Origin of the sequence: Methanothermobacter sp. EMTCatA1, assembly GCF_002356395.1 — an archaeon.
Classification (GTDB): Archaea; Methanobacteriota; Methanobacteria; order Methanobacteriales; family Methanothermobacteraceae; genus Methanothermobacter; species Methanothermobacter thermautotrophicus.
Window position 1 is genome coordinate 1,373,668 of sequence record NZ_AP018336.1, and the last position, 13,201, is coordinate 1,386,868.

General features: G+C 51.4%; 11 protein-coding genes. 5 read left to right on the forward strand and 6 right to left on the reverse strand.

The window, feature by feature from the left end; all coding sequences use genetic code 11:
• The first annotated feature begins 119 nt into the window (after positions 1-119).
• From tca_RS07355 to nrdD, 4 genes are all read left to right on the forward strand, one after another.
• Positions 120-278, forward strand: a complete 159-nt coding sequence (locus tag tca_RS07355) for a preprotein translocase subunit Sec61beta (RefSeq protein WP_013294958.1) — start codon at positions 120-122, stop codon at positions 276-278.
• 15 nt (positions 279-293) lie between these two features.
• Entirely contained in the window at positions 294-1,643 is a 1,350-nt protein-coding gene (gene purB, locus tca_RS07360) for an adenylosuccinate lyase (RefSeq protein WP_048176052.1), read from the forward strand.
• A 94-nt stretch (positions 1,644-1,737) separates the two neighbouring features.
• Positions 1,738-2,640 carry a hypothetical protein gene (locus tca_RS07365; RefSeq protein ID WP_048176054.1) on the forward strand — a complete coding sequence of 301 codons (903 nt, stop codon included), beginning with the start codon at positions 1,738-1,740 and terminating at the stop codon, positions 2,638-2,640.
• Between the two features lie 280 nt (positions 2,641-2,920).
• The gene (nrdD, locus tag tca_RS07370; protein WP_286709245.1) at positions 2,921-5,206 is read left to right on the forward strand and encodes an anaerobic ribonucleoside-triphosphate reductase; all 2,286 of its coding nucleotides are present in this window, start codon (positions 2,921-2,923) and stop codon (positions 5,204-5,206) included.
• Between the two features lie 176 nt (positions 5,207-5,382).
• Here the strand turns inward: nrdD and tca_RS07375 are convergent, their stop codons facing one another.
• From tca_RS07375 to tca_RS07400, 6 genes are all read right to left on the reverse strand, one after another.
• Complete coding sequence (locus tca_RS07375; RefSeq protein ID WP_286708769.1) at positions 5,383-6,486, reverse strand: hypothetical protein; 1,104 nt, start codon at positions 6,484-6,486, stop codon at positions 5,383-5,385.
• Positions 6,487-6,490: 4 nt separating this feature from the next.
• The gene (locus tag tca_RS07380; protein WP_269899273.1) at positions 6,491-7,000 is read right to left on the reverse strand and encodes a UGSC family (seleno)protein; all 510 of its coding nucleotides are present in this window, start codon (positions 6,998-7,000) and stop codon (positions 6,491-6,493) included.
• 1 nt (position 7,001) lies between these two features.
• A complete protein-coding gene (lysS, locus tag tca_RS07385; protein ID WP_269899274.1) occupies positions 7,002-8,576 on the reverse strand; it encodes a lysine--tRNA ligase in 1,575 nt (524 codons plus the stop codon).
• Positions 8,577-8,673: 97 nt separating this feature from the next.
• Positions 8,674-9,975 carry a phosphomethylpyrimidine synthase gene (gene thiC, locus tca_RS07390; RefSeq protein WP_010877152.1) on the reverse strand — a complete coding sequence of 434 codons (1,302 nt, stop codon included), beginning with the start codon at positions 9,973-9,975 and terminating at the stop codon, positions 8,674-8,676.
• Between the two features lie 229 nt (positions 9,976-10,204).
• The gene (locus tca_RS07395; RefSeq protein WP_269899275.1) at positions 10,205-11,134 is read right to left on the reverse strand and encodes a carbohydrate kinase family protein; all 930 of its coding nucleotides are present in this window, start codon (positions 11,132-11,134) and stop codon (positions 10,205-10,207) included.
• Between the two features lie 219 nt (positions 11,135-11,353).
• Positions 11,354-12,208: a LysR family transcriptional regulator gene (locus tca_RS07400; RefSeq protein WP_269899276.1), complete on the reverse strand. Its 855-nt coding sequence runs from the start codon at positions 12,206-12,208 to the stop codon at positions 11,354-11,356.
• A gap of 264 nt (positions 12,209-12,472) precedes the next feature.
• On the opposite strand from tca_RS07400, the gene hxlB reads away from it, so the two are divergent.
• On the forward strand, positions 12,473-13,057 hold the full coding sequence (hxlB, locus tag tca_RS07405; protein ID WP_269899277.1) for a 6-phospho-3-hexuloisomerase: 585 nt from the start codon (positions 12,473-12,475) through the stop codon (positions 13,055-13,057).
• Positions 13,058-13,201: the final 144 nt, after the last annotated feature.

Genomic DNA, 13,201 nt, shown 5'->3' on the forward strand with positions numbered 1-13,201 from the left:
CATTGAATTGTCTTTCAATAATCTGTGGATGTCCTTCAGTTTCAGCTAGTGAAACTTATATTATATGGTATCTGCAGAGATATAATAAGTTTTATACATCAAACTTATGGTGATTTTTCATGGCAAAGAAGGATAAGAAGACACTTCCACCCAGCGGTGCAGGTCTTGTAAGGTACTTTGAAGAGGAGACAAAGGGACCGAAACTCACACCGGAACAGGTAGTTGTGATGAGCATAATACTGGCAGTGTTCTGCCTTGTACTCAGATTTTCGGGATGATCAAGGAGTGTTAAGATGGCCATTCATCCAGTTGAATTCAGGTACGGGACACCCGAAATGAGGGTTATCTGGGAGGCTGAAAATAAGCTCCAGAAGATGCTCGACGTTGAGGCGGCCCTTGCACAGGCAGAGGGCGAACTTGGAATTATACCTGCTGAAGCGGCCTCTGAGATAGTCAGGAAGGCCAGCACAGAATTTGTAACCCTTGAAAGGGTTAATGAGATTGAGAGGGACACAAAGCATGATATAGCATCCCTTGTAAAGGCCCTTGCAGAGCAGTGTGAGGGTGACGCAGGGGAATATGTGCACTTCGGTGCAACATCCAATGACATTGTTGACACATCCAATTCTCTGCTTCTCAGGGACTCAATCTCGGTTCTCAGGGATAAACTCACCAGGGTACTTGAGGTTCTCCTTGATCTGGCGGATGAAAACAGGGACAGGGTCTGCATCGGAAGGACCCATGGACAGCACGCCCTCCCAACCACCTATGGCATGAAATTCGCCATCTGGGCAGATGAGATCCACCGGCAGCTGGAGCGCCTTGATGCGTGCAGTGAAAGGCTCTGTGTCGGGATGATGACAGGGGCCGTCGGGACCACAGCGGCCCTGGGGGAGGAGGGCCTGGAGGTCCATGAGAGGGTCTCAGAGATACTGGGACTCAGACCGGTCCTGATATCCAACCAGGTCGTCCAGAGGGATAACCATGCAGAGTTCATAATGGTCCTTGCCAACATAGCCACAACCCTTGATAAGATAGCCCTCGAGATCAGGAACCTTCAGAGGACAGAGATAATGGAGGTTGGAGAGAAATTTGACCCTGAGAAACAGGTGGGCAGCAGTACCATGCCTCATAAGATGAACCCAATAACTGCAGAGAGGATATGTGGTATTGCGCGTGTTATAAGGTCCTATGTTGTCGCGGCCCTGGAGAACAACCCATTATGGCATGAGAGGGACCTCACAAATTCATCATCCGAACGCATAATCCTTCCTGAGGCATGCATCCTCACGGACTACATACTTAAACTGACACTGGATGTCCTCTGCAACCTCGTCTTCTACCCTGAGAATATTAAGAGGAACCTTGAATTCACAGGAGGCCTGATAATGGCGGAGAGGCTCATGGCTGAGCTAACAAGGAGGGGCATGGGTCGGCAGACAGCATATGCAGCTGTACGCCAGTGTGCCATTGAGGCCAGCAGGACAGGAAGAAGCCTCAGGGATGTGGTCCTTGAGAGATCCGAGATCATGGATTACCTTACAGTGGAGGACCTTGAGGAGATAATGAACCCTGAGACCTACATCGGATCAGCCAGGAGGATGGTTGAGAGGGTCCTTGAGGAATCAGAAAAATGGCTCTGATCGGTCTGGAAGACACATATTCTTCTTAATACCTCAAAAAATCTTCTCATAAATTTTTATATGTCCTGCCACCATAAATTAATATGGTGATAAGATGGATTTAAAAGAAATAAAGTCTGTGAGGGTTGTTCCCTACACAATAATGAACTCCTCCATAGGGGCGATATGGGCATTCATATTCGCTCTCCTGATCCTTATATTCGCTGGGGCAATTTCATCTGCCCTTCCAGCTGAAGTAAGGTCTCTTGGGGGGATAATTACTGGCATATCCGTCGTTGGACTGGTGGTCCTGCCGGTGGGTGTATTTCTGCTCAGCATCGTGGAATCTTTTCTGTGGGCATACATTTACAATGGACTGACACCACGCCTTGGAGGCATCAAGCTTGCTCTGATAGCTATGGAGAAGGTGGAGTCCTTTGACATCGTGAGCACATCACTGATACTCTCCGCGGTGGCAGCGCTTCTGAACTTCATATACCAGCTTTTAGCAGCCCCTCTCCAGTGGATATTCTTCAACACCGTGGCTAACATTGCAAAGACAGTTGAACCATCTGCTGTATCAAGCATGGCTGCGGTTGGATCTGCAACGGCACTCGGGACTGTCATAAACATCGTGTTAACACCGGTAATGACATTCATAGCATCCTTCGTGATAATTGCCATAGGCCTCCTCCTCTACAACTTCCTGGCACCCCGGATAACACCCATAAAACTGAAACTCAGCGAGTTCGGTGAGGGCCTTGTGAGTATAGATGGGATAGAGGCCATACCACTTGGACTCATAACCGGGTCAATCGCCGCGGTCCTTGGTTTAATAGTGGGGCTAATAGCACTGATCATTTTAGCCATTGCAGGAGAGTACACTGCAGGTATCCTCATACTTGTGGCTTTAACAGTCGGCGCATTCATCTGGGCATTCATAGCATATGCAGTCACAGCCCTCTTCTACAATGTACTGGCACCAAGGATAGGTGCAGTTCAGATAAGGCTCGAATAGAGGTTTTATTCCCAATTAATTTTTCTTTCTGCCAAAAACAGACCGGGTGATGCAGAGACCCTTAATTTCCCCCATACGAACAGTCCCCAATATGAATGCCTTATTAAATGAATAATATATAACATACATTTAAACCCTTATAAAGGTGTTACCAGGCAGCCGATGCTTTTCAAGGGGTCACATTTAATATGGATGCTGGACATAAAATTACTTAGACATTAGATTTTATAAGGAGTTATGTGGTGATCCTGTGATTGATGATTCACGTCTTCTGGCTGCAATGCCAACAAAGGCAGAAACATGTGTACTGAAAAATAATGGTGTAAGGGAAAAATTCAGCCATGAAAAGCTTGTAAAATCCCTCCTGAACCTGGGGGCCAGTTTATGGACCTCCGAGAATGTGGCCTCAGAGGTTGCAAGGTCTGTCTACAATGGAATAACCACCAAGGAGATAAAGATCCTGGTCTACGACTCCCTCAGGAAGGTGGATGAGGAACTGGCAGATCGTTACCTTGCAGCCAACAGGCTCAGGGTGAGGACATCAAGGGATAAGATAGAGACCTTTGACCAGAAGAAGATAGAGGACAACCTCATAAGGGAGACTGGCGCCTCAGAGGATGTTGCAAGGGAAATCGCCACCGAGGTCTGGAGGGAGCTCAAGAAACTGAACGTGGAATACCTCACAGCCCCCATGATAAGGGAGGTTGTTAACACAAAGCTCATAGAGCACGGCCTTGAGACCCTCAGGAAGAGGTACACACGTCTCGGGATCCCGGTCTACAACATCACAAACCTCATAGAGAACGGCTCCAGGGACAACGCCAACATGATCCATAACCCTGAAACCGTCCACAAGTACGTGGCTGATGAGGCCCTCAAACAGTACTCACTGCTCCACATACTCCCCTCCAGGCTCGCAGACGCCCACATGTCAGGCGACATACACATCCATGACCTCGAATTCTTCGCTGCACGGCCACTTAACTGCCTGCAGCACGATCTCCGGCTATTCATAAGGCACGGGCTCCGGGTTGATGGTACAGGGGATCACACATCAGTTGCAGGACCACCAAAGCACCTGGAGACCCTAATGAACCATGCAGGGGAGATAATGCTTGCATCCCAGCAGAACATGTCCGGCGGCCAGGCCATGAGCCTCTGGAACGTCTTCGTGGCACCCTTCGCCTCAGGGCTGCCCTATGAGAAGATCAAACAGGCGGTCCAGATGTTCATATTCAACCTCAACATGGCCTACGCTGCAAGGGGAAGTCAGGTACCATTCACAAGCATAAACCTGGAGTTCGGGGTCCCTGAGTTCCTTGAGGACGAACCAGCCTATGGGCCCCGCGGGGAGTATGCTGGTGTATACGGTGACTTCGCTGAGGAGGCAAGGCTGCTCACAAGGGCCTTCACTGAGGTCCTCCTGGAGGGTGATGCCGATGGGAAGCCCCACCTCTTCCCCAACACCATATACTCCCTCCGGAGGGAGACCTTCAGGGGGGAATTCGATGAGGAACTGAGCCTGGTCCATGAACTGGCATCCAAGTACGGGACAGCCTACTTCATAAACATGCTGGCGGATTACAGGGGCAAGATGGCAAACTACATGGGCTGCCGTACGAGCCTTGCAGATAACTGGACAGGTGACTGGGAGAAGGACTGCCTCAGGACAGGAAACCTTGCCTACATAACCCTCAACCTCCCCAGGATAGCCTACCAGTCACGGGATGATGATGAACTATTCGAGTACCTTGATGAGTACATTGACATGGCGGTTGAGGTGCTCAGGATAAGGAGGAGCCAGGCTCAGAGATGCCTGGACGACTACCACCTGCTCCCATTCCTCTCCCAGGAGATAGACGGTGAGAGGTACTACCGTATAGAGAATGCGACAATGAGCTTCGGATTCACGGGACTCAATGAGATGCTCGAGTACCACCTCGGGGCAGGTATACAGAGCCCTGAAGCCAACAGGTTCGGCCTGAGGGTCATAGAGCACATAAATGAACGTGCAGCTGAACTCAAAAAGGAGACAGGATGGCGGTGGAGTGTCCTCCAGACACCTGCAGAGTCCACAGCCCACAGATTCGCAATGCTGGACCATGAGCATTACCCTGAGGAGGCTGTGCTCCAGGGCACCGAGGGGGCATACTACTACACCAACTCCAGCCACACACCCGTGAATGCAGAGGTGGACCTTGTTGAGAAGATAAGGATCGAGGAGAAGTACCACCCGCTGACACCCGGCGGGCACATATTCAATGCATGGCTGGGTGAGGCGAAACCTGACCCAGCAGCCCTTGAGGGCCTCACCAGGAGGATCTGCAGGAGGAGTGACATAGGATTCTGGGCGTACAGCAATGCCCTGAGCTTCTGCCTGAGGTGCAAGACCCTCATGAGGGGCCTGCAGGATTCCTGTGCACGCTGCGGCGAGAGGGATGAGGTTGAGTGGTATGAGAGGATCACAGGTTACGTACAGCAGGTGGGCCGTGCCAAGTCCTCAAGCGGTGGCTGGAACAGGGGTAAACAGCAGGAACTTCTTGATAGACGAAGAATAGACCTCTGACTTTAATATGGTTTCAGCCACTAACTGAATCTCTTTTATTTTTGCCGGTATGCCGATAGCTAATTTCTCAGTTGAATGACAGAGAACAAACCAGTGCCTCAATTTTCAATATTAGAAGGTAGCCAGCCGTGACAGAATGAAAAATAGAAGAGAACCTGGAGAACCACTGGGAGGATTCAATCTTCAGGGAACCTCACAGGAACGGTCTGGGACTCTGATGAGCCACCGAATCCATGTGCTATCATGGTGTGCCTTCCTGCACCGCCTGCCACAACGAGAACAACATCAGCGGGGCTCCTGGTTATATGGACCATGCCATCCACAATGAGACCCTCATCCAGCTTCCTCCCCCCACGGTCAGCCATCTCTGCAGGTACAACGGCCCCCTCATGGATATAGTTTTTAACATCATCCCGTGTCCATCCATGGGATGCAAGGGTCTCTGCATGTTCCGGGCTCATAATCACAAGGAGCTCCCCAGGGACGTGGCTGTTGTTACAGCCGGCGGTGGAAGCTGTATGGATTATGGTGTCAAGGAGGTCCTCGGGCCTCTGGCTACGGTGGTCATTCACGTTATGGGGAGCCTCAACCCCCAGGAGGGTCACCGCACTATCCCCCCATGATAGACCCCTCTCAACATGTAAAGGTTCCCAGGGGCTCTCATCCTCATTCTCTGCAAGGCAGTAGGTGTACTTTGCAGGGGAACCCATGGTGGCATGGTCCCCCACACCGGGCACAGCCCCGGCTATGTTCATGAGGCAGAGCCTCAGTGCACGCCCAAGGCTTGCACCTGGAAGGTTTCCAGGTCCAAGGCACCCTGCCCCGGAATTGAAGTTCAGATCCCTGACCACTGGTCCGTTGACCACCACCGCGACTGATACAGGATGGGTTGTGGCGTTTATACCTGCAAGGTTGAATTCATCCCTTCCGATACCCTCAATGCATGATTCAAGGAGCGGCATCATCTGGGGTATGCAGCCAGCCATGACAGCATTAACAGCCACCTTCTCCACAGTCGCAATCCCCATCCTGGGGGGTAACGCCGCTATGACATCCCCGGGTTTTCTGGCTGTGTACCTGTAGAATTTCTCCACACGTCCCCTTGTGGGGGGTATGATGGGGAGACCATCGGTCATCCTCTTCTCATAGAACTCAAGGCTGACCCTCTCAGGGTCGGGGTCTACCATGACCTTCATATCCTCCTCTGATGAACCGCAGAGCCTGTTATCATCCAGAAGGTCATCTATGAGGCATCCGCAGGATTTGTCAATTTTAACCAAACTATCACCTCAGATGGTCCACTATGGCGGGCATAATCTTCCTGGCCTTCCTGAGAATCTCCTCAGTTTCCAGTCCAGCCACGGGATGTTCTATCTCAACTATCCGGAGGCCCGGCATCCCATGGGCGGCTGCAAGTTTCTCTGCATATTCCCTGAAAGTGTCTGAACAGATGGAGATTGTTGGAACCCCCATACCCTCCAGACGAATCGCGTCAAGGATCACCCAGGTTGTGCAGGAGCCGCAGTCACCCAGGGCGAGTATGCAGAGGTCCCCCTCCCCGGCCCTGTTTATCTGGTCCTCTGATGCAGGCGCACCGGCAGGTTTCTCAGACCAGAGGAACCTTAAACCTTCAAGGGAGGACTCAACAGCCTCAAGTATGGTTCTGGCCCCGGGTTTGGTGTTGTCGAGGAGTGAAACTGTCTTAACATCACCCACCCGGTTGACAGGCATCTCATCCATGCATGTATCTGCCAGAGGGTCCATCACATCCCTTTCAACAATCCTGACCTTCATTTCAGGCCTCCAGTCTTAGCCTCCTTATCACGAAGTCCCTCTCAAGTGAGAGGAGGAATGAAGCCGCCCTTGGCCCCATCTTCTTACCTATGAGGACCCTGTATATTGCCTGGAATGCCTTCTGGGGTTTAAGTCCATGCCTTCGGAGTATGCTGTACATCTCGTCGTGGAGTTCCTCGGCGGTCATCTCCCGGGACTCCATGAGGTCCGCAACGTCCTGAAGGAATTTCAGCTGCGGCTCTGATAATTCAACATCCGGGAGCTCCTCCTGAACCTGGAACTTGACGAATTCAGGAGCATAGAGTCTCAACCAGTTTTTAACGTTCTCTATACGCTCATTCAGCTGTTCGAGCTGTTTATCTGTGAGATGATCCAGTTCAAGATCCATTAACTCCTCTGGAAGCTGTGAGTTTCTCCTGAGGATATCATAGAGCCTTTCAGGGTCATCACCCGCGATCTGGCAGGCAACCGTCATGAAGCGGTAGGAGGGCCTGAGGGGTAGATCGAATTCCTCTATCATTGAAACCCTGTAGATGTTCCTGAGCTTCTGCTCTTCCTTCTCTGATGCAGCATCCTCCATCCCATAGTAGATCCTCTCTGTCCGGTCGAACTGGTCCATCAGGTCAAGGAAGGGCATGTCCGGGTTGAAATCCTTGTGCTTCATGGGTTTGCTCCTGAATATGAAGTAGTTGAGGCTCTCAGGGGGTCCTATCTCAAGCCACTGGCCCGGTGTGAAGAAGACACCCCTTGACTTGGACATGGCCTCACCCCGGAGGGTTATCCACTCGTAGGGAACCGGGTAGGGTGCAGGATAGTCAAATATCTCCTCGGATATGATGCTGCTGACGTCATAGGAACCGCCACTTGCTGCATGGTCCTTACCGAAGGGTTCACAGGTGACGCCGAGGATCTTCCACCTGGCAGCCCACTCAACTCTCCAGGTGAGTTTACCGAGCCCCGATTTTATATCCATCTCCCCATCGAAGCCGCATTCGCACCGGTACCTGACGGTATCCCCACTAAAGTCATAGGCCTCCGTCGTGTTCACCCGGCCACACTTCTCACAGATCGGGTTGTAGGGTAGCCAGTCATCCCGCAGGGGCCTGTCCCTGAACCTGTTGAATATCTCCCTTATCTCAGGGGCCCTTTCAAGGGATGTTCTTATGTAGTCATTGTAGAGGCCCTCGGTGTACATACGGGCCCCGGAGTAGTGTTCGACGCCTATCCTGAACCGTTCAAGGGCCTCCAGGAAGGGCCTCTGGAAGTGTTCGACGAAGCTCTCACAGCAGCCCTCAGGGCAGGGTATCATGGAGTAGGGCACTCCAAGGTACTTCTCGTAGCTTTCAGGGAGGGGGTATGGCACCTTTCTGAGGGGGTCGTGGTCGTCGGCTATCCAGACGGTCCTTGATTTGAACCCGTCCTTTTTGAGGGATTTGGCTATGGAGCTTGCTATGAAAACGTCGCAGGAATTACCTATGTGTATTGAGCCTGATATGGATGTTCCGCTGGCAACAACGTGCTCGTCAACATCTCTCTCCTTCAGTTCATCAGCTATCCTTTCAATCCAGTGCTTCAAAGAGATCACCTGTAAAAAACGTGATAGAATCAGTGCAACAAAAAAGTGTGTGAACTTCAAAATATATTAATCTTCTCTAAAAAAAGGAGTGGGTGGTTCAGTCGAAGATCCTTGTATCTGCACTGTCAAGCCACTCGTTAACGATCTTGACCGCGCAGTACTCCCCACACATTGTACAGGTATCAGGGTCCTCAGGGGGCCTCTCATCCCTTATACGCCTGGCTTCAGCAGGGCACATCGCGGCATCGAACTGGGCCTCCCAGTTGAGCTTCTTACGGGCGTTGGCCATTTCGAGGTCCTTCTCCCCGTTGTGGATACCCTTGACCATGTCACCCACATAGGCACCTATCCTTGTTGCTATGACACCCTCCTTCACATCATCCGGGTATGGGAGGGCGAGGTGCTCGGCCGGTGTGACGTAGCATATGAAGTCTGCACCTGCAGCAGCTGATGCGGCAGCCCCTATGGATGACACTATGTGGTCATAACCGGCCCCTATATCCGTGACTATGGGTCCCAGCATGTAGAATGGGGCTCCCCTGCAGAGTTTCTTCTGGAGTATCACATTGGCCTTTATCTCATTGAGGGGTATGTGGCCCGGGCCCTCAACGATGGTCTGGACACCGGCCTCCCTTGCCCTGTCAATTAGTTCACCGAGTACTATGAGCTCCTGTACCTGGGCCCTGTCGGTTGAGTCTGCGATGGCGCCGGCGCGCATGGCGTTGGCCATGGAGAGCACAAAGTCATGTTCCTTTGCAATCTCCAGTATGTAATCGAAGTTCTCATAGAGGGGGTTTTCCAGTCCATTCTCAACCATCCAGGCGGATACAAATGCGCCTCCCCTGCTCACAAGGCCACCCTCACGGCCCTGCCTTTTGAGCCTCCTCAGGGTTTCCCTGTTGACACTGCAGTGGATGGCCATGAAGTCTATACCATCCTTTGCCTGTTTCTCGATGGCCCTGAACATAACGTCCTCGTCCATGTATATGGAGGCTCCCTTTTCCCTTATGGTCTCAATGGCTGCCTGGTAGACAGGTACGCTTCCAACGGGTATGGGTGAGAGGTCAAGGATTCTTCTCCTTATCTCATCCAGGTCCCCGCCAACTGAGAGTTCCATGAGGGTGTCTGCCCTGTTTTCAATTGCAATGCGGGCCTTCTCCTCCTCCATATCAAAGTCGACGATGTCTGTGGATGTTCCTATGGTGGCGTTGACCTTGGTCCTCAGACCGGCGCCTATACCGACAGCTGCAACCTCTTCACGGTTAAGGTTGCTTGGGATGGCTATTTTACCACTGGCAACTCCTCTTCTCACAAACTCTGGGGTGACGTTCTCTGCCTCCGCCACCGCTTTCATTTCATCTGTTATAACACCTTTTTTAGCTTCATCCATTTGAGTCATGTAATCACCCTTCTGGTTTGACCCTTAACCCGTGAGGGTATGATCTGGATCAGCGGAAATGAGATATATGGATATCATATTGATTGGTTCCATCCAGTTATAAAAACTACTGTTTCAGTCCCCGTTAATACTCTTAAGGAGTCTTTGATGTCTCCCCTAGTTGAGGGGCCACGGCTTGCTGCCTGCTACGCCTGGTGTATCATGTTTGTCAGAGTCGGGGCGGGCCCCATCATATCGGGGGTTCATAGCCCCACTGTGCAGTGAAGCGTTTCACGGCTTCTCCTGTGTCAGGGATGTTTGTCTGGGTACCCTCATCCTCTACTATGAATGATGCAACTGCAGATGCGAACCGCCCACAGGTTTTGAGGTCCGCGCCCCGGAGGTAGGCCCTCATGAAGCCTGCCCGGTAGGAGTCCCCGGCCCCTGTGGGGTCAACCGCCTCCCGGGGTATTGCGTCTATCTTTATCACATCATCGGAGTATATGATACTCCCCTCTTTCCCGTAGGTCTTAACCACCACCCCAGGTCCCATCTCCCGGAGTCCATGGATATCCACCGACAGTTTGCTGCATATGCGATCTATTTCATGGTGGTTCCCAAATAGTATGTCGCATACACCAACGGCCCTTTCAAGCTGGCTGCGGGAGTACATGTGGAGGTCCTGCCCCGGGTCAAAGCTTATTATCTTACCGAGGGACCTTGCAAATTCACCGCACCTGCAGTTGAAGGATGGGTCACCGGTTGCAAGGTGCACTGCACGGGCAGATTTTATGGCATCCTCAGGTGTCTCGGCGTCTTTGAAGTACCTTGCAGCGCCCCAGTAGAAGTAGCTTATCTGGTTGTGATCAGAATCGGTCATCACAAAGGCTGTTGGGGTGCTTTCGTCCGCCACCAGGATCATGGATTCAATATCTATACCACTTGACTCCAGGAGCTCCCTGTACTCTGAACCCTCAAAGTCGCCTCCAACCGCGGATACAAGGGATGTTCTAAGACCAAGCCTTGATCCCACCAGGGCGACATTTGCGGCTGCTCCCCCATGAAGGTTCCTCATGCGTTTTATGGCTGTTGATGTGTTTGGTTCTGGAAATTCATCCAGATGTATTATGTAATCGAAGGCGGTATGTCCAACAGCAAGAAGGTCTCTGTCTTCACTCATATGATCACCTGAAAAATATGGGGTTAATTCTGTTGGGGTTGGTTTATAATGTGATTGGATTATTCGTTATAGATGGATTGGGCCTGGTTCTGTTGAGCATCCTTTATTGGGTGGGACTTTATACTTTGAGGCGGATTAAGGTGATTTTTATAAAATGTGGTCCTCAAATTTCATGCAGGGAACTGATCCCATAAATGGTTTTTCAGCGGGTTTTCATGCTCAGTGAAGCGGCTCAAAGCCGGATTCAGCAACCAGGGCCTGGCCCTCACCGGTGATGAACTCAATCAGTTCATCGACCCACTCTCTATCACGGCACCTCACTGCACTTATAACGTGCCTTGTCTCCTCCCTCAGGATGTCGGAGCCGCTGAACTGACTCGCACTTAAGAACGTAAGCAGCTCCGGGTCATTCATGACAATTCTGTGGGCATGATATGGGGATCTCACCTCCCTGACAACCTCAAATTCCACACCAGCCTCTGAGAGGACCTCCCATGCCAGCCTCTGGGCAGAACCCGAAACCCCCACAAAGGAGGAGCCGTCAAGGTCCCTGATATCCCTGATACCCCTGCCAACAAGGACCAGGTGGTCATAGGCGACAGGAACAAAATCCAGGTCCCTCCGGTATGCCTGGAGGGGATCATCCAGGAATACGGCATCAAGCATGCTCCTCTCTGCAAGATGGAATGAATCCTCATCACAGCATGAAAACAGGGATGCTGACACACCCAGACCCTCAATGGCGGCCTCTACAAGGTTTGAGGATATGTAACCAGCAGCTATCATCAGTGGCCCTGAACCCTCCAGTATTTTAATCTGTCGCAGGTAGGCTCCCAGGATCTCCATGGCCTCCGGTGTGAGTTCTGATCCAGCCCCACTGCTTCTCACCAGTTTCACACCAAGGAGGGACTCGGCCCTGAGCACCCTCCTGTTGAGCACCTGTGGTGATACCCCGAGAACCCTGGCGGCCCTTCTCTGTGAGAAGGTCTCTCCTATAACCCTGAGGGTCTCAAAGAACCTGTGATCAAATCTGTGCCCATTGATTTCCATTCCAGGGAGGGGCTTCATATCCATATTGACACCTTTCTTGAGCACCTATGATATTTCTGTGGCTTCAGGGTTTCATAACCACCCGGACCATATTCCAGGCCCTTTACCGTGGCCAGGTTTTCTCAGATCCTCCTTCAGTCATGGGTTTCAGGGGTAGCCTGGGGTCCTATGGGTTCAGCACATCTTATGATCAGAGTAATACATTTCATCTGGATTGGAATAAGGTCTGATGGTCCGTTCCCCACTGTTTTTATATCATACAGAGTATATATTGGTATAGGTGTTGCGATGATAATAAAAGAGGCTATCAGGGACATAATCCATAATCTGGAGAAGATGGAGAGGGATATTGATGAGAGGACCCTTGATAATTTCATAGAAATCCTGACGTCTGCAGCCAACGTCTTTGTCCTGGGACTTGGGAGGTCGGGCCTCGTTGCCAGGGCCTTTGCCATGAGACTTATGCACCTTGAGATAAACGCCTTTGTGGTGGGCGAGACCATAACCCCTGCAATAAATGAGGGTGATGTCCTGATCGCAATATCAGGTTCGGGCAGGACAAGTTACATCGTGAATGCAGCCTCCATCGCCCGGGAGAGGGGTGCAAAGGTCGTGGCAGTAACATCATACCCTGAATCTGACCTCGCAGGGCTGGCAGATCTTACTGTGACCATAAAAGGAAGGACAAAGATTGACGGTGAGAAGGATTACATGAAGAGGCAGATGAGGGGCAACCATCACTCAAGAACACCCCTTGGAACACTCTTTGAGATATCAGCCCTGGTATTCCTGGACGGCATCATAGCTGAACTCATGGAGAGGTTTGATAAGAGGGAGGAGGATCTGCACCACAGGCACAGCTCCTTTGATTAGCCATCATGGCAGAACAGTGAACTGGAGCATCATTAACAGGCCACGGGGCATCGGATTCAGAAACTCAGGTTTTTCAGATGTTCCGGTTCAGTTAATTTTTATCAGCTGTTTAAGCGTTCGGTCCGGTATTAATTCAGCTGTCCA

Bases quoted from the DNA above. Each gene is read 5' to 3' on its own strand.
- tca_RS07355 (WP_013294958.1), top strand. From the start codon at position 120: ATGGCAAAGAAGGATAAGAAGACACTTCCACCCAGCGGTGCAGGTCTT.
- purB (WP_048176052.1), top strand. From the start codon at position 294: ATGGCCATTCATCCAGTTGAATTCAGGTACGGGACACCCGAAATGAGG.
- tca_RS07365 (WP_048176054.1), top strand. From the start codon at position 1,738: ATGGATTTAAAAGAAATAAAGTCTGTGAGGGTTGTTCCCTACACAATA.
- nrdD (WP_286709245.1), top strand. From the start codon at position 2,921: ATGCCAACAAAGGCAGAAACATGTGTACTGAAAAATAATGGTGTAAGG.
- tca_RS07380 (WP_269899273.1), bottom strand. From the start codon at position 7,000: ATGAAGGTCAGGATTGTTGAAAGGGATGTGATGGACCCTCTGGCAGAT.
- thiC (WP_010877152.1), bottom strand. From the start codon at position 9,975: ATGACTCAAATGGATGAAGCTAAAAAAGGTGTTATAACAGATGAAATG.
- tca_RS07395 (WP_269899275.1), bottom strand. From the start codon at position 11,134: ATGAGTGAAGACAGAGACCTTCTTGCTGTTGGACATACCGCCTTCGAT.
- tca_RS07400 (WP_269899276.1), bottom strand. From the start codon at position 12,208: ATGGATATGAAGCCCCTCCCTGGAATGGAAATCAATGGGCACAGATTT.
- hxlB (WP_269899277.1), top strand. From the start codon at position 12,473: ATGATAATAAAAGAGGCTATCAGGGACATAATCCATAATCTGGAGAAG.